Origin of the sequence: Vibrio sp. 10N.261.55.A7 (assembly GCF_002877365.1) — a bacterium.
Taxonomy (GTDB): domain Bacteria; phylum Pseudomonadota; class Gammaproteobacteria; order Enterobacterales; family Vibrionaceae; genus Vibrio.
Genome location: NZ_MCWZ01000284.1, coordinates 12974 through 30289 on the forward strand (window position 1 = coordinate 12974; position 17316 = coordinate 30289).

The 17316-nt window shown below is 43.5% G+C and carries 13 protein-coding genes; 5 read left to right on the top strand and 8 right to left on the bottom strand.

Going from position 1 to position 17316, the window contains the following annotated elements:
* Window positions 1-42 precede the first annotated feature (42 nt).
* Window positions 43-1005 (bottom strand): thioredoxin-disulfide reductase, encoded by a 963-nt coding sequence (gene trxB, locus BCU12_RS13980; RefSeq protein WP_102404869.1) that lies wholly within the window; start codon window positions 1003-1005, stop codon window positions 43-45.
* Between the two features lie 246 nt (window positions 1006-1251).
* Window positions 1252-2076, bottom strand: a complete 825-nt coding sequence (locus BCU12_RS13985) for a DUF2797 domain-containing protein (protein WP_102404870.1) — start codon at window positions 2074-2076, stop codon at window positions 1252-1254.
* A gap of 288 nt (window positions 2077-2364) precedes the next feature.
* Between BCU12_RS13985 and BCU12_RS13990 the strand changes: the two genes are divergently transcribed.
* Complete coding sequence (locus BCU12_RS13990; protein WP_102404871.1) at window positions 2365-3687, top strand: GGDEF domain-containing protein; 1323 nt, start codon at window positions 2365-2367, stop codon at window positions 3685-3687.
* Between the two features lie 41 nt (window positions 3688-3728).
* On the opposite strand, the gene BCU12_RS13995 is transcribed toward BCU12_RS13990, so the two are convergent.
* The 3 genes from BCU12_RS13995 to BCU12_RS14005 all read right to left on the bottom strand — a co-directional run bounded on the left by BCU12_RS13995 (window position 3729) and on the right by BCU12_RS14005 (window position 6623).
* Window positions 3729-4505 (bottom strand): ElyC/SanA/YdcF family protein, encoded by a 777-nt coding sequence (locus BCU12_RS13995; protein ID WP_102404872.1) that lies wholly within the window; start codon window positions 4503-4505, stop codon window positions 3729-3731.
* Window positions 4478-4801 (bottom strand): DUF3392 domain-containing protein, encoded by a 324-nt coding sequence (locus BCU12_RS14000; RefSeq protein ID WP_102404873.1) that lies wholly within the window; start codon window positions 4799-4801, stop codon window positions 4478-4480. The genes BCU12_RS13995 and BCU12_RS14000 overlap by 28 nt, the downstream gene beginning before the upstream one ends.
* A 133-nt stretch (window positions 4802-4934) precedes the next feature.
* Window positions 4935-6623, bottom strand: a complete 1689-nt coding sequence (locus BCU12_RS14005; RefSeq protein WP_102404874.1) for an NAD-dependent malic enzyme — start codon at window positions 6621-6623, stop codon at window positions 4935-4937.
* Between the two features lie 597 nt (window positions 6624-7220).
* On the opposite strand from BCU12_RS14005, the gene BCU12_RS14010 reads away from it, so the two are divergent.
* From BCU12_RS14010 to BCU12_RS14025, 3 genes are all read left to right on the top strand, one after another.
* On the top strand, window positions 7221-9533 hold the full coding sequence (locus BCU12_RS14010) for a methyl-accepting chemotaxis protein (RefSeq protein WP_102404875.1): 2313 nt from the start codon (window positions 7221-7223) through the stop codon (window positions 9531-9533).
* 427 nt (window positions 9534-9960) lie between these two features.
* Complete coding sequence (locus tag BCU12_RS14020; RefSeq protein WP_102404877.1) at window positions 9961-10338, top strand: transporter; 378 nt, start codon at window positions 9961-9963, stop codon at window positions 10336-10338.
* A gap of 221 nt (window positions 10339-10559) precedes the next feature.
* Window positions 10560-11210: a hypothetical protein gene (locus BCU12_RS14025; RefSeq protein ID WP_102404878.1), complete on the top strand. Its 651-nt coding sequence runs from the start codon at window positions 10560-10562 to the stop codon at window positions 11208-11210.
* Between the two features lie 111 nt (window positions 11211-11321).
* Here BCU12_RS14025 and BCU12_RS14030 read toward each other — a convergent pair whose 3' ends face one another.
* Both BCU12_RS14030 and BCU12_RS14035 read right to left on the bottom strand, forming a co-directional pair.
* A complete protein-coding gene (locus BCU12_RS14030; protein ID WP_102404921.1) occupies window positions 11322-12512 on the bottom strand; it encodes an amino acid aminotransferase in 1191 nt (396 codons plus the stop codon).
* Between the two features lie 226 nt (window positions 12513-12738).
* Entirely contained in the window at window positions 12739-14184 is a 1446-nt protein-coding gene (locus tag BCU12_RS14035) for an HD domain-containing phosphohydrolase (RefSeq protein ID WP_102404879.1), read from the bottom strand.
* Between the two features lie 362 nt (window positions 14185-14546).
* On the opposite strand from BCU12_RS14035, the gene BCU12_RS14040 reads away from it, so the two are divergent.
* Window positions 14547-15641: a GGDEF domain-containing protein gene (locus BCU12_RS14040; RefSeq protein WP_102404880.1), complete on the top strand. Its 1095-nt coding sequence runs from the start codon at window positions 14547-14549 to the stop codon at window positions 15639-15641.
* A gap of 108 nt (window positions 15642-15749) precedes the next feature.
* Here BCU12_RS14040 and asnS read toward each other — a convergent pair whose 3' ends face one another.
* The gene (gene asnS / locus BCU12_RS14045; protein WP_102404922.1) at window positions 15750-17150 is read right to left on the bottom strand and encodes an asparagine--tRNA ligase; all 1401 of its coding nucleotides are present in this window, start codon (window positions 17148-17150) and stop codon (window positions 15750-15752) included.
* Window positions 17151-17316 lie beyond the last annotated feature (166 nt).

Sequence of the window (17316 nt, forward strand, 5' to 3'; positions counted from 1 at the left end):
CTTTGGGCTTCAGTGTTTTGCATTTAATATGAAGATTAACAGTTAAGCTTTATCGGCTAAGGCGTCTAAATAACGTTCCGCGTCTAGCGCCGCCATACAACCCGTACCGGCAGAGGTAATGGCTTGTCGGTAGTTATGGTCCATAACATCACCCGCAGCAAAGACACCCTCGATACTTGTTTCGGTGGCATTGCCATTTAGCCCCGATTTCACAACGATATAATCGTCTTTCATCTCGAGCTGACCCTTAAATATGCCCGTGTTCGGTTGGTGGCCTATCGCAATAAAAGCACCCATCACTTCGATATCTTCGGTTTTATCAGAGCGAGTATCTTTAATACGCACGCCTGTGACACCCATGTCATCACCAAGCACTTCTTCTAGCGTACGGTCGGTGTGAAGAACGATGTTGCCATTTTCGACTTTATCCATCAGACGTTTGACCAGAATCTTTTCTGATCGGAACGTATCACGGCGGTGAATGAGGTGAACTTCAGACGCGATGTTTGACAGGTAAAGTGCTTCTTCAACGGCAGTATTGCCACCGCCAACAACCGCGACTTTTTGATTTTTATAAAAGAAGCCATCGCAAGTTGCACAGGCCGATACACCGCGACCTTTAAACGCTTCTTCCGATTCCAGTCCTAGGTATTTTGCCGAAGCTCCGGTCGAGATTATCAAAGAGTCGCAGGTGTATTCACCGCTGTCCCCTTTCAAGCGGAAAGGACGCTGACTCAGGTCGACGTCATTGATATGGTCAAACAACATTTCGGTTTCAAAGCGCTCGGCGTGCTCTTTCATGCGGTCCATCAATGCAGGCCCAGTTAGGCCTTCAGGATCACCAGGCCAATTCTCAACTTCTGTTGTTGTCGTCAGTTGTCCGCCTTGCTGCATACCGGTAATTAAAACTGGGTTAAGGTTTGCACGAGCGGCATAAACAGCGGCAGTGTATCCAGCAGGACCTGATCCAAGAATTAATAGATTACAATGTTTTACGTCGCTCATTCGCGCTCCAATACTTAAAATTAGAATACTAATTGGGATGATTGTATGGAAGATATGGGGGTAAAGAAAGGGCAAACAAGGGCCTTTTCATGAATAAAAGGGAATAGGTTAGAACCAATAGATCATCACAAGAACGGAATGGCTAAAAATGTCACTTTTAGAAAGGTGGAAGATGTGAAATATGGAGGCGGTGAATCAGTCTGTTTTATGTCGCCTCTTCTAACTAAGCCAGAAGAGGCGAATGCTTTAAGCGGTGACTTCAACCTCATAGGAGGTGAACTTTCTAATGTTGATAACGCCAGTATCGAGGATCAGGTACTGACCTTTTATTCCTTGAATCACGCCTGTCACTTCTGGGTTCTTGTCAAAATTATGCGAGACTATCTTGGTCGGATGCTGTGTGACAGGAAATTGAAGTGGAGTAATGCTTTCATCCAAGATTTGGATAGCGTCATCGCCATATTTTTGCTTAATCTCATCGATCTTGTCTTGAACAAGAGGAAGGAGTTCAGCAAACCTTTCTGCCAGTGGTAGATCGTCACCATCTTGCTTCAATAACGTTCTCCAGTTGGTTTTATCAGCAATGTGCTTTGCTAACTCAATTTCTATTAATCCAGAGATATGTCGGGTCTTCACCTTGAAGATAGGTAAACCTTGAGTCGCCCCTTGATCGATCCAACGCGTTGGAATTTGAGTGTGGCGAGTAATGCCAACCTTCATGCTTGATGTATTCGAAAGGTAGACGAAATGATCGACCATGCAATTTTCTTCGCCCCATTGCGGCTCCCGGCAGGTTCCTTGCTCGTAGTGACAAGTCTCGGGCTTCATGATGCACATATCGCAGCTTGCTAGCTTTTTCATGCAGATAAAGCAATGGCCTTGGGAGTAGCTTTTCTTGGTCTTTTTACCACATGAACTACAATAGATATTGCCAGTATGGGTGAGGGTGATTGACTTGCCGATGAGCGGATTTAGCTCGACGGATTCACTACCGACGGGTAGCTGATACATTACTTGCTCGCCAAGAGAGGCGGTCATCTTCTTTAATGTACCTTGAATGGTGAATGACATGACTTTGCTCGTTGTTCTTAGAATGTAGCGTTAGTTTAGCAAAGATCGTGTATTGAAATAAAATGTGAAATATCAATAGTCGATTATACTTGAATGGCTTACTGCATAATACAAATGGTGATCTGTCTCGAATTTTAATAAGCATATTGTCACTTATGCTTAAGTTTTATTGAACCAATGTGGCATTTACAGCCAAATTGCGGAAGTATTGCAGCGAACAAATACTCTGTTCCGACATCGTAAGAATTCATGTTTTAGCTTACTTGGCTGTGGAGTCAGCAATACGGTATGAAGTTTATCCATAAATCTGTATTTTTCATGGTTTTAATCACAATTCTAGCTGTTCAGCTATATCGTTGGTATGGAGATGGCAGGGTTAGGCTTATACCTCCTAGTATGTATACCTTTTACGCAACCAGTGATTCCTCCAATGACGGTTCGTCTACCGCCGACGTACTCATTGAAGGTTCGACTGCTATTCTTAGTTGCGAACTTAAAGAAAGTGATTATCCTTGGCCGTACTGTGGTGTATCTATCCACCTTAATGACCAAGAAGAAAATGGCCTTGATCTCTCTTCTTATCATACTGTTCGGTTAGACGTGGATTTAGTCAATGTTGAAGATAATTCCCACCCTAAAATGCGTTTTTACATGCGCAACTTTAACTCGGCGTACTCTCTTGTTGAAGATGAATATACCCATAAATATAATGGTATTGAATACGCGCCAGGACAAGGAAAGGGACTTTTGGAGATCCCACTGCATAGCCTGCAAGTCATGACATGGTGGTTAGTGGACAACAATATACCTATCGAACACTCCGCTCCGGAGTTCTCAAACGTAAACAAAATAGAATTCGCTACGGGGTCCGCTGTTGGCCTAGGTCATTACAGAATGGAAATCAGAGAAGTGTCTCTAGTGGGCAAATACATCCCTGGTGATACTCTGTTTATGTCTTTGCTTTTGATGTGGGTAATGGGTGGCAGCTTCCTATTGCTGGGGGAGATTCGACGCAATCAGCTTCTGATCAATCAATCGGCAGCAAGGCAGGAGCATCTTCGCAACATCAATCGAAACCTTCGTGCTCAAAACTTCCAATATGCAGAGCTGGCTCATCGAGACGCTTTGACCGGTGCGATGAATCGTCATGCGATTAGGGATTGGTTGAAAGTCCAATCGGAAAAATGCGGCGACGGATTAAACTCGGTGGCCATTTTGTATCTTGACATCGATTACTTTAAGCACGTGAATGATCAGTACGGGCACACTATCGGTGATGACATCTTGCGTGAATTCGTTATGGTTGTGTTCAGTGTCATCGACCAAGAGCATCGACTCGTTCGTTGGGGTGGGGAAGAGTTCATTGTTTTCTGTTCAGCTATGGAGCTGGAAGCCGCTGCCAAGCTGGCAGAGCAGATTCGCCGTTGTGTCGAAAACCATATCTGGGTTCACGGTGATCCACTGACGTGCAGTATAGGAGTAGCGCTGTTAACGAATGAGCGTTCAACTGAGGCGATTGCACGTGCTGACGAAGCCCTGTACATGGCGAAACACTTAGGGCGAAATCGAGTTCAGCTTGCTGGTGAACAAGAGAAAATGATGATCAAATGATCTAGATCTTAAGCCAAAGGTGAAAAGATTATAGGGTGAGTTTATTCTAAGTTTTCAGATGTGTTCTCGAGCAGTACTTGTTCTTCGGGTGGACCAACGAACGCATTGTCGTTAATTATAGGCTCTTTAGGCCCTAAGAATTTAGGCTGTGTATTGATTATGTATAGATCGAGTACGGCTTTTGCTCGGGCAAATACTTCTCGTAACCTAACTTTATATCCAGAATGATTTTTAGGCCCAGATACCGCTAAACATTGCGCGTTTATATCATGGTGCTTGGCGATAAAGAGAGCACGTTCACAGTGAAAGCGTTGGGTAATAATTAAAAAGTCATCGCTTTCAAATATTTCTTTTGCCCTAATGACCGAGTCTAAGGTTCTAAATCCGGCGTAATCTAGGTAGATATTATGCTCTGGAACACCTGCCCTGAGTAAATCTCGCTTCATCGTCCAGGGTTCATTATAAGAGCGGTGAGCATTGTCTCCGCTAAGCAAAAAGTCATCAATCTTATTTTGCTCAAACAATTCAATGGCCGCGTCGATGCGGTGTTGATAATATTCATTTAGAGTGCGACCTAAGAATTTACTTGTACCTAAGACGACTGCGACATCGTAATGTTTGATGAGTTGATTGTTAGAAACGATTGAATCGGAGGTTTTCCAGCTTACCCATCGGTCGATGATAGCCAGGATACTAATACTAATCAGGATAAAAATGAGGGCGTATCTAAGCGCTTGTAAGCTTCGCTTCCAAGTGATCTGAGAGTGTAATTTAACAATCAATTCCACAATTATATTTGCCGATTTCGCTGTGCCCATAACCCTATCAAAATAATGCTAACTAATACGATTGTAAACATCATACCAGAGTTCAGCCCAGAAAGTGTTCGAGACAGGTAAGGTGTTGCTTTAACTATGATTAACCCATAGCCAAATGCATTGACTAAGACGAAAACGATTGTTCTTGTGAGGAAATGGTGAGCGCGTAATGCGTGGCGAAGCCCTCTATTGATATCTGAGCCAAACACCACGAGCGCGCAGGCAATCATCGCCGTGGATATTTCAAGTAAATAGGGGTGTAAGTAGTGCCCAAGGGGCGCTAAAAAATCAAACATAGTGACCTTTAAATAAATGCAGTGACCTTCAAAATAGAAAGCCCTCACTGGTCGCTATCAATAGACGAGATGCCAGTAAGGGCAATAAATATTAAAACTCAGTACGTTTACCAGAAGTGGTTTTCAATACTGTTTAGAATGCTGTTCTCTTATAGCGGCGGTAAACAGGTTGCCAGAAATGCTGCTCAATTGCAGATTCTAATGCTTCGTCTGTGATTTCCAGCGCAACACCTTGTTCAATCGCCTTCTTCGCTACGGCAAATGCAATCTTCTTAGAAACGGAATGAATAGATTCTAGTGGAGGAAGAAGAGCGCCTTGTCCATTGATAGCCAGTGGCGAGCATTCAGAGAGTGCGCGACTTGATTCCATCAGCATCTCATCGGTAACGCGTTTTGCGTTAACGGCAAGTACGCCAAGGCCAATCCCAGGGAAAATGTAGCTGTTGTTACATTGAGCGATTGGGTACGTTTTACCATCGTGAACAACTGGATCAAACGGGCTGCCAGTTGCCACAAGCGCCTCGCCGTTGGTCCAGCGAATAATGTCATTTGGTGTGGCTTCCACACGGCTCGTTGGATTAGAAAGTGGGAAGACAATTGGGCGCTGGCAATGTTTGTGCATTTCTTGAATGACTTCTTTGCTAAATAGCCCTGGAGCACCAGAAACGCCAACAAGGACTGTTGGTTTTGCATTGGCCATAACATCAAGTAGAGAAAAAGCACCGCTTTCTGTCGTCCAATCTTTCGTATCGCTATTTTTTTGCACTAAACGTTGCTGGAAGTCCAGTAAGTTTGGCATGCCTTCTTGAAGCAGTCCCCAGCGATCAACCATGTAGACTTGAGAACGAGCCTGCGCGTCACTGATCCCTTCAGATACCATTTGAGCAATGATAGCTTCTGCTATTCCACAACCCGCAGAACCTGCACCCAAGAAGGTTACACGTTGTTCTGATAACTGACTGCCAGCCGCTTTACACGCCGCAAGCAATGAGCCGACGGTGACGGCTGCTGTACCTTGAATATCATCATTAAAACAACACAGACGGTCTTTATAGCGTTCAAGTAGAGGCATTGCGTTCTTTTGAGCAAAGTCTTCAAACTGAATCAGTGCATCAGGCCAACGTCGTTGAACAGCCTGCATGAACTCTTCGACAAAAGCGTTGTATTCATCACCTGTAATTCTTGGGTTTCTCCAGCCCATATACATAGGGTCTGCGAGCCTTTGTGGGTTGTTTGTGCCGACATCCAATACGATAGGCAGCGTATAAGCAGGACTGATACCACCACAAGCGGTGTATAGCGCCAACTTACCAATTGGAATACCCATTCCTCCTATGCCTTGGTCGCCTAGACCCAGAATTCGCTCGCCATCGGTGACCACGATGACTTTTACATTGTGGTTCGTTGCGTTGTTTAATAAATCATCAATGCGATCACGATTCGCGTATGAGATAAACAGACCACGACCACGTCGGTAGATGTTTGAAAAATTCTCACACGCAGCACCGACAGTGGGCGTGTAAATAATAGGCATCATCTCAGAAATGTGGTTTTGAACTAAGCGGTAAAACAGAGTTTCGTTGGTGTCTTGAATATTACGTAGATAGATGTGTTTATCCATGTCACTTTCAAAACTGGTGTACTGTTGATAAGCCCGTTCTACTTGCTCTTGAATGGTTTCTGTACTTTCTGGTAACAGCCCTTCAAGGTTAAAAGAACTACGCTCGTTAGCGGTAAATGCGCTGCCTTTATTCAGCAGTGGAGTACTAAGAAGAGCGGGTCCAGCGTAGGTGATATAGAGAGGGCGTTTATCGTTTTTCATTTTATGCCTATTGTAGGGTGAGGTGACACTTAAAATGATAGGGATAAGTTATCTTATTGTAAATAGAACAGGCCACGGTTAGTCGTGAATTCAATGACCTTAATGAACAATATTGTGAGAAATTCAGGCCAAACGCTAATATGCGTTAATTATTGCGCTCAACTTCTTCTTAGTGACTTTACCAACGAGTTAGAAAACCAAGTCCACGGCCGTTGTCGTCTGACTTGATAGAGAGAAATATTGGGTTAGCTAAGTGCAGCATCCTTTAGGAGCGTATTAAGGTTCAATCATCTACTATCAATAGAATTTGTAAGGTTTATCGTACGTCGAACGTTTTCGCTTTCGTAAAAAAACGGGCTTACGACGTTTGTTATGGGCAAAAATATTCCAATTTCTTCGGCTACTAACCCTCAGAATTAACAAGGTTTTACCTAAAGGACTCAATCTCCCTCTGCTTTTAGTGTCGATGGATAGACTCATCGATCCTAAACTGACAAAAGTATCAAAACAGATTTCATACAAACCAGTTGGTTAAAAAATAATAAGAAACGTATAACTCGACATGGAGCTTTCAGCGTATTGCTGTCAGGTTTGTTTATGAAGATCGCTAGTAAAATCATTATTGCGTGTACCGTATTGTGTTCGCTGGGTGTTGTTATTTCTGGGGGCTTTGTCGGATGGCGTGCTTCTGTAATGTCAGAGCAAGCTCTCATTGACAGAGCCTCAAGCCAGCTTATATCGGTAAGAGCCATCAAAAAATCAGAGATAGAGCGCTACTTTGACCAGATCCACTTTCAAATAGAAACGTTGGCACACGATGTGAGTACGCAAGAAGCTATGTCAGCATTTGCTTCTGCCTATCAATCTTACCCTTCGTCTAATGTCTCTTCTTCAGATAAATCCAAACTCAAGAGCTACTATTCCTCGGAGTTTGGGGCGAGTTACCGAGCAAGCAATAATGGTGCGTCGGGGAATGAGCTTCAAATTCTCAGCCAGTTAACGGAAACAGGTGTGGCGCTGCAATCACGTTATATTGCTGTTAACCCAAATGGGTTGGGCAATAAACATGAAATGAAAGCCGATAGCCTAGGTACCGATTACGATAAAGTTCACGCCCGCTATCACCCAGCAATAAAACACTTTTTGGAAGCCTTTGGTTACTACGATATTTTCATGGCCGACTTACAGGGCAACATTGTCTATTCAGTGTTTAAAGAGCTCGACTTCGCGACAAACCTAAAGTCTGGCCCATATCGAAGCAGCGGCATCGCCAGTGCATTTAACGCCGCGGTAAATATGCGTGAGTCAGAATACCATCTAGAAGACTTTGCACCTTACTATCCATCATACGAAGCCGCCGCATCCTTTATCGCTACCCCCGTATTTCTAAATGGACAACGTATTGGTGTCTTGATATTCCAAATGCCAGTGGATGTGATCAATTCAATCATGACGTTTGATGGTAATTGGAGTTATGCGGGCCTTGGAGAAAGCGGTGAAACCTATCTGATAGGGCAAGATAGCTTACTACGAAGTCAATCACGCTTTTTAATTGAAGATGCTGACAGCTATTTTGCTGCGCTTACTCAAGCGGGTGTTTCGTCAAGCATGGTTGAGCAGATACGCAGTAAAAACTCAGCGATTGGACGACAATCGGTGAATACAGAAACAGCCCGGCTCGCTTTGCAAGGTCAGAGTGGGATTAAAGTACTGCCTGATTATCGTGGTGTTAAGGTGTTTTCAGCTTACGCCCCCATAAACGCAGCGGGTATGCAGTGGGGGATACTGACCGAGATCGATGAAGCAGAAGCTTTGAAAGACGTCTCGGCTTTAGTGGATTCGATGTTTTTTACTGTGATGATTGTCATCGTGGTCATTGTTGCGGTCTCAATTGTCCTTTCTTACATCGTTGGGAATGGTATTTCCAAGCCTATTCGCATTGCGTCTCACCAAATTCAGAAAATTAGCAATGAAAACGACTTAACAGCCAGATTAAAAGAGCAGGGTAGAGATGAAATGACGGATCTAGCCGTGTCGTTAAACGCTCTCTTCGATCACCTACAAGGCATGATCAAGCAATTTGCGACCGCAACAGAAACACTGACCAACAATACTCAAACCATGTCGAACAATATGAACAGTACTCGCGACGCTGTACAAGACCAGAACCACCGTTCTGAATCCGTTGCAACAGCCGTTAACCAAATGAGTGCCTCTATAAGCGAGGTAGCACAGTTCGCAAATCGAGCCGCTGAGTTTGTAAAAGAAGCCAATGATACAGGGACTTTGGGAGTCAATGTTGGAAACGTGTTGGGTGAAGAGATAAGCCAACTCAGTACAGAAATGAAAACCGCTGTTGAAGCCATAACCCGTTTGCATGCGGAAAGTAATTCGATTGCTGAAGTGCTCGACGTGATTCAAGGGATAGCTGAACAAACGAACTTACTGGCGCTCAATGCAGCCATTGAAGCCGCGCGAGCGGGTGAGCAAGGGCGGGGTTTCGCCGTAGTTGCCGATGAAGTGAGGTCCTTGGCTGGACGAACACAATCTTCGACGGAAGAGATTCGAGATAAGATTGAATCCTTACAGAAAGAGACGAATAGTGTGTCTAAGGGCATTGAAAGTGCCAATTCAACCGTTGTGAGAGGCGTTGAAACGTGTGGTAAGAACACAGAAATGCTTTCTCAATTGGTTTCGATGCTCACTGAAATCAACGACATGAATATTCAGATTGCCTCAGCAACGGAAGAGCAAAAAGCGGTGACGGATGAAATAAGTGGCAGTATTACATCAATCGCTGATGCGTCATCGGCCGTATCATCTGAAGTGAATGATGCGGATGATGTCCTGCAGGGATTGTCATCTCAATCTGAAGAGCTTCGTGATGAGATCTCTCAGTTTAAGTACTAAGAACCGGAGCATGCTCTCCGATGCTTTGTGGTGTTGATTTGCATTAATGCTCGTCACCTGATCTTTCGCGCTTAGATCTCGTCGCCAAAATCAGGTGTTTGTTTGCTCTGTTGTTAGCTTTAAATAGGCGGTTTTTGCGGAGCATAACTTAATACGAAGCGGTGCAAATGGTTTGAAGAACGACCCATTTGGGCGGTCAATATTAAGAAAATTAACAATTGTCATGTTTTTTATTTCTAGACAAAAAATATTAAACATTAAGAGATGAAATGAGTCATTCATGTACATCACTTGTTACATTCTGGGTTTTTATATAGCCTTTTAACCTTACTTTTGGATATAAAAGACCGATGCCTTATATCCTATTGATATAGAAGTTCAATTGTTTGATATTGGATCTCTAACTAATCGGTAGGGTAGGAATGTGATGGATAAACAAGTAGAGCAGTACATAGTTTTTGACTATACGTCTTTTCTTGGCGCTTCATGCACTAAAAAATGGACATTCCTAGAGGCAATGAGCTCAATTGCTCCTGCATTTTCAGAACGATTTGGTAAGACCCCTGAAATACTAGACTCAGCCGAAGAACGTCTTTGGGCTTCAGCGCTGCAGTTACTTTCGCCTAGTTACAGTGATGAGATGAATCTTTTGACTCTTGTCGAGTTAGCCAAAGAGGAAGGAATTGAACACCTAAAGGTGGTGATGCCTTACTCCCTAGAGCAAGATCAACTTGATGCCATTCAACAGCAATGTGAATTGGCGATTGAAAACCATCAGCAAGAAGAGTTTGTTCTGCATCTGTAGAGTTCGAAGGACTCCCTTTCTAATTTGTCGCTATTCATTGTTCCCTATTCACAGCACATGATCATGCCTATTCAAAGCCAAAATCATGGTGTGAAATGGCTATCTATAAAGCGCCTCGTTTGATTTTCTAGCAGCGGTAAATTGAACATGAAGTTTTCCTCTTTCATCAATTATTTAGTCTATCCTCAATAGATCAACTCTTTGTTTGTTATAGAGGTTAGATGATGATTAAGCGATGGATAGCTTTTACTTTTCTTTTTCTATTTACTGGCTTTTCGGCAATGGCGGACGAGGTTCCTAATGGGGAAATGCTTTCTTCGTCATTCATAAACTACGACTATTTTTATGCGGATCTTAGCTCGGGTTCTTACGATGAGACATTAGGGGTCAACAGCAACGTGACGGCACTCGCGGTGGGTTTCAGCGCGGTTTATCGTCAAAATTGGTTGCTAGGTTTTGACTACTCGGCCCGTTTTACACACCGTGATACAGAAACAGATGAGTATTACACAATGCAACCTGCGATTGGCTATCGCTTTGAGCTAATGCCAAATTTTGAATTGTCTCCTAGGGTCAAAGTAGGGTTTAAGCGCTTAAATATCGTGGTGGATGACACGGATGTGCGTATCTTTCGGCACGATGATTTTATCTATGGAGGCGATCTAAAGGCTGCGTATCTATTGACGAAAAAACTGGAGATCGCAGCGGTAGGAGAGTTGATTCGAAGTGAGCATTTTGATGAGAATATATTAACGCTTCGGGGAGATTACCGTATTTCTCAGAGTTTCACATTGGGTGGATTCTATACCCATAGAGATATGAAAAGTAATACAACCAATGAAGGCGGGATTTCTCTTCGATTTTATTACTAACGAATTCTATAGCATCAGTCTTTGAAACAATGGATTTAATGCCAATCAATAGATAAAGAAAGAGCCAGCAATTTGCTGGCTCTAGTTTGTATATGACGTATTTTAATGCAGTTATAAAACGGCTGCGATGCCTTTACATAACGGGCCCATATTCGACTTCGTCATTCCGGCTACACTGATACGGCCTGAGCCTACGATGTAAATACCAAACTCTTCTTTAAGACGTGTAACTTGCTCTTTAGAAAGACCAGAGAAAGAGAACATGCCATTTTGACGTTCAATGAAGCTAAAGTCTGCGTTAACACCTTCTGATTTAAGTGTCGCAACAAATAGCTCTCGCATCTCTTGAATACGATCGCGCATTTCAGCTACTTCAGCTTCCCATTCAGCTCTAAGCCCAGCATCGTTTAGAATGTGAGTCACAACTGCACTGCCGTGCGCTGGTGGGTTTGAGTAGATTGAACGAATGATCGCTTTCACTTGTGAGAAGGCAGTCGTTGCGACTTCTTCAGATTCAGCGACTAAAGTAAACGCACCAACACGTTCATTGTACAGACCAAAGTTTTTAGAGAATGAGCTCGCAACTAGGATTTCTTTACAGTATTTCGCAAAGGTACGTAGGCCGATAGCGTCTTCTTCTACGCCAGAAGCAAAGCCTTGGTAAGCGAAGTCAAACATTGGTAGTAGGCCTTTGTCTGCTACTAGCTTTGCAAGTGTTTCCCATTCTTGAGCTGTTGGATCAATGCCCGTTGGGTTGTGACAGCATCCATGAAGCAAGACAACATCACCTTCAGAGGCTGTGCTTAAATCGGCAAGCATTGCATCAAAATCTTTGTCTTTAGTTTCTGCGTTGTAGTAGCCGTACTGAGCGGTTTTGATACCTGCGGCCGCAAAGACACCATTGTGGTTAGCCCACGTTGGATTACTGATCCAGATTTTCACGTCGCCCAATTGGCGCTTAATAAACTCACCAGCAACGCGTAAAGCACCAGTACCACCAGGAGCTTGAGCTGTTTTAGCCAGTTTGTTAGCAACAATTTCAGAATCATCACCAAAAAGAAGCTTTTGTACCGCAACACCGTATTCAGCGGTTCCCTCAATGGTCAGGTAAGATTTTGTTTTTTCATTTTCTAGCAGCGCGGCTTCTGCCTTTTTAACAGTCGCAAGAACCGGTGTTTCGCCATTTTCATTTTTGTAAATACCAACGCCTAAGTTGATTTTTTCAGCGCGGGCATCTTTCTTAAACTCTTCAGTTAGGCCTAAGATAGGATCAGCAGGGGCTGCGAGAACTTTTTCAAACATAATCTTCATCCGTGTGTAATTGAGGGTGAGTTTTCTAACTTCCTCATTTATACCTTTGTGCGCCTTTTGAAACAACCGAAACAAAACAGAAAACTACAAAAAAATTCTCGCTGTTAAAGATTTTTGCATGAGATCGTTATTTTCAGCCGCTTATAGGGTGGAAAAGGGATGATATTAGCCTATTAGTTTGTGTTCTAACCTTGGCGAGCCATTACAACGACAAGTGTTAATCCTGATAGTGTGATGCTATTTCAACGAACCGTTCTTCCACCGCAAGAAATGTATCGACAAGCAGTGGATCAAAGTGACTTCCTTTTCCGTCTAATATGATGCTGCGAGCTTTTTCATGGCTAAAAGCTTCTTTATAAACGCGCTTAGAAATCAAGGCATCATACACGTCTGCAAGCGCCATTAAGCGACCAGACAATGGAATATCATCACCTGAAAGTTTGTTTGGATAACCACTGCCATCCCACTTCTCGTGGTGGGAAAGAGAGATCTCTTTGGCAATCTCTAAAAAGGAACTGGTTCCTAGTTGTTTTTCTGCCATAGAAAGGGCTTTAGCACCAATTTCTGGGTGTTGCTTCATCACCTCAAACTCTTCGTCGGTCAATTTCCCTGGTTTGAGCAGTACGCTGTCTGGAACACCCACTTTTCCTACGTCGTGGAGTGGGGCAGATTTGTACAGTAGCTCAATGTAGCTTGGTGTGAGGAGCTGCTGGTAGCGTTCACTTTTACTCAGTTCATTCGCCAGTACGCGAATATACTCTTGGGTGCGAAGGATATGTGCGCCCGTTTCATTGTCTCGAGACTCTGCAAGTGCTGATAAGCTTAGAATTGCCACGTCACGAGTTCGTTTTACTTCATCTTGAGAGGATTGAAGACTGTCGAGCATTTTATTGGTGAGTGAGGCCATAGAACCCAGTTCATTGTGCTCGAAAATAGGCAGTCGCTTATGGGCATGCCCTTGGGTCACTTCCATTAACGCACATTCTTGGCTCAACAGAACCTTCTTCATTAATCGAGTCCATAAAATCAATATACTTCCCGCGTAAGCACCAAGTACGCATGTGATATAGATAAATTCCTTGATAACACTAATCGAACCACTGCCATCAAGCACGCGGGCAGGGTTATGCTCTAGCCAATAGATGTCTTTTACTGCCACCATTGTGAGCATGGTGGTTAAGGTGACTAAAAGCAGCGCCATCATCATGATCATCTGTTTCACTAACGACTGACGCTGGCTTGATAACACTCCGTCATCAACCTGATGTTCTCTTAGGGAAAATAGATGAAGTTTGGCGTCTAACTGTAAGATGGTGCCAGTAAAAAATCCGAACAAGGCCATACCGATTAGAACCTTGACGTTACTCTCCAGCGGGAATTCATAGCTCATGTTGTAATAGAGAGCGAGCGGAAGGCTAAATATGAAGAACAATCCGGTATCGAGTGAGATGAAATCATTCGGACGCGAATCGGTCTCTTTCGACGACACCCAGTGTCTAGCTATGATAAGAAGCAAAAAGGTGATGCCCACGTGAGTGAAAATTTCAAATGCGCTGAGTGTTTCCATGAAAGGACATACTCGTCCCCCATAGAGCGCAAACACTACAGCAGCGATCGCGTAGAGTTTGATTGTTTTAGATACATTGTAATGAAAGTTAGTCATAGCCAGCCTGAACCTTATTGCATTGTTTATGCGCTTATTATTAGTATTTCGTCGTGGATTTTCGATCACTCAATTAGACCGAGCGACTACGTAAATGATTTCAATTCACATTTATAAATATACGTTATCTTTTGAGACAGTTAGAAAAAATGAATCTTTATTAAGAGGTTAGTACATTTAGTGTTCTTGATAGCAATGTTGCGTATATGTTGATAACTGTGAGTTGATACCGAGTGATGTACTGCTAATAATGTTAATATCGTTCCAAATAATATACCAATAATTGATAAGTATCTAAGTTAAACAGTGTGCCTATCACGGATTTTTTAATATCAACATCATGAGCAGTAGAGACAGACATAGTGCCCCTGAAGACACATAATTTTATTGCAGAAAAGCTAGTTGAAGTGGTTGAGGATAAACATCGCCGCCAACGAATGATGGTGAACACTTTTACCGCGATTGGCTTGATATTCTTATTCTCGTTTAGCTTTTACAATTTCAGTATGCAGAACGATCTCCTTGGTACAACCTTGTTCTTTTTTTCGTTGGCATCGCTTGGCAATATTTATGTGATGAATCGATGGAGAAGTGCAGGGCTGGTTGGATTGACCACCATCATTTACACGCTGAGTCTCTACTTAGTGATTTCAGGTGGACATGAGAACACCGGCACGTTATGGATTTATCTGTTGGCTGCGATCAGTATCTTCATTAACCCGTTTCGCCAAGGCTTAGCGTTGAGCATTACGTTTGTTATTACTTTGTTCATTATTCTAACGAATAATTGGGTGATAGCTGAATACAGCGATGTGGTGAAAATTCGTTTTGTGATTACGTTATTTGCGCTTAGTGTGATGTGCCACATTCTTATCTATTTTCAAAGCAAAGCCGATGACTACATCTTGAAAATGCATGAAGAAGATATCCATAAATTGGCGTACTTTGATGGCCTGACTCAACTGGCAAACCGTTCGACATTTCGCTCTAACTTAGAGCGTACAATGAATCTAAATGAAATAAGGCGTTCGGCACTGATCTATATCGATCTTGATAATTTCAAAAACATAAATGATGAATACGGTCATGATCAGGGTGACAGCGTACTCTCTGATTTTGGTTTTGGCCTAAAACAACTCGCAAAAAAGCATATCGGTGATGAACTAGGAAAATACGATGTGGCACGTTTAGGGGGCGATGAATTTGCGGTATTTGTCGGCGATGTGCCCGAAGAAGACCAACGAGCCATAGCCTTAGCGCATGATGTTTTAGCGCTCTTCGAAGACGATAAAATAGAAAGCTTAAAAGGACTCTCACACTCTGTGTCGGCGAGCATAGGCGTCGTATTTACCTCTACTAAAGAGGCTAATCTACACGACAGTTTGAAGTTGGCTGATAAAGCCATGTACCAGGCGAAGAAAGCTAATAAAGGTCAGGTACGAATATTGGAGGCGTAGAATCGAGAGAATGGCTGCCAGAGCTATAGTTCGATTCTCGCTAATCGGATACAAAAAAGCCGGACATCGCTGAGTGATGTCCGGCTTTTTTGTTACTATCAGACTGACTTAGAAGTTTGCAGAGCGTGGTGTACGTGGGAATGGAATCACGTCACGAACGTTGCCCATACCTGTTACGTAAGACACTAGACGCTCGAAACCAAGACCGAAACCAGCGTGTGGCACTGTGCCGTATTTACGCAGATCGCGGTACCAGCTCATGTGCTCAGGGTCGATACCCATAGCAATCATGCGCTCGTCTAGAATGTCTAAACGCTCTTCACGTTGTGCACCACCGATAATTTCACCGATGCCTGGCGCTAGAACGTCCATTGCTGCCACTGTTTTGCCGTCATCGTTTAAGCGCATGTAGAAAGCTTTGATGTCTTTCGGGTAGTTCTTAACGATAACAGGCGCTTTAAAGTGTTCTTCAGCTAGGTAACGCTCATGCTCAGAAGACATGTCGATGCCCCACTCAACGTCAAACTCAAATTTCTTACCAGAGTCTAGTAGGATTTGGATTGCGTCAGTGTAGTCAACTTGTGCGAAATCAGCATCAACGAATTGCTCTAGGCGAGTGATAGCTTGCTTATCGATGCGTTGTGCAAAGAACTCAAGATCATCACGGCGCTCTTCAAGAACCGCAGCGAACACGTACTTAAGCATGTCTTCAGCCAGTTTTGCTGCGTCATCAAGATCAGCGAAAGCAATCTCAGGCTCAACCATCCAGAATTCCGCTAGGTGGCGACTGGTGTTTGAGTTTTCAGCACGGAACGTAGGACCGAACGTGTAAACCTTGCTTAGTGCACAAGCGTACGCTTCAGCATTCAGTTGGCCAGATACTGTTAGGAACGTCTCTTTGCCGAAGAAATCTTCGTTGAAATCAACTTTGCCTTCTTCAGTGCGAGGTAGGTTTTCCATGTCTAGCGTAGAAACACGGAACATTTCACCAGCGCCTTCTGCATCCGATGCAGTGATAAGCGGAGCTGACGTCCAGAAGAAACCTTGCTCGTGATAGAAGCGGTGAATCGCTTGAGATAGACAGTTACGTACACGTGCCACTGCGCCAATTACGTTAGTGCGTGGGCGTAGGTGCGCAACTTCACGAAGGTATTCGATAGAGTGACGTGTCTTAGCCATTGGGTAAGTGTCAGCGTCTTCTACCATGCCAACTACTTTTACGTCAGTAGCTGCAAGTTCAAAGTCTTGACCTTTCGCAGGAGACTCAACAATCTTGCCAGTTACTTCAACAGAGCAGCCAGTCGTTAGCTTTAATACTTCGTCTTCGTAATTATTAAGATTATTAGGGACCACGGCCTGAATCGGGTCGAAACAAGAGCCGTCATAAATGGCAAGGAAAGAGATTCCAGCTTTGGAATCACGACGTGAACGGATCCAGCCGCGAACAGTAACTTCACTGTCTACCGCTAGCTTGCCGCCAAGTACGTCTGTTACAGGCGCGTAAGTCATGTTGATTTCATTCTCCATTGAGGGATAAATCACCTAGCGTCTCGTATCGACGTGTACCTTATTGATAAAAAGGAAACAGTGTTCGAACGGGTGCACTAGGCTAGTTAATACATTTTTAATTCGATAGGACATATTACCTGTCATATCGTTAGCTTCAACCTTTATT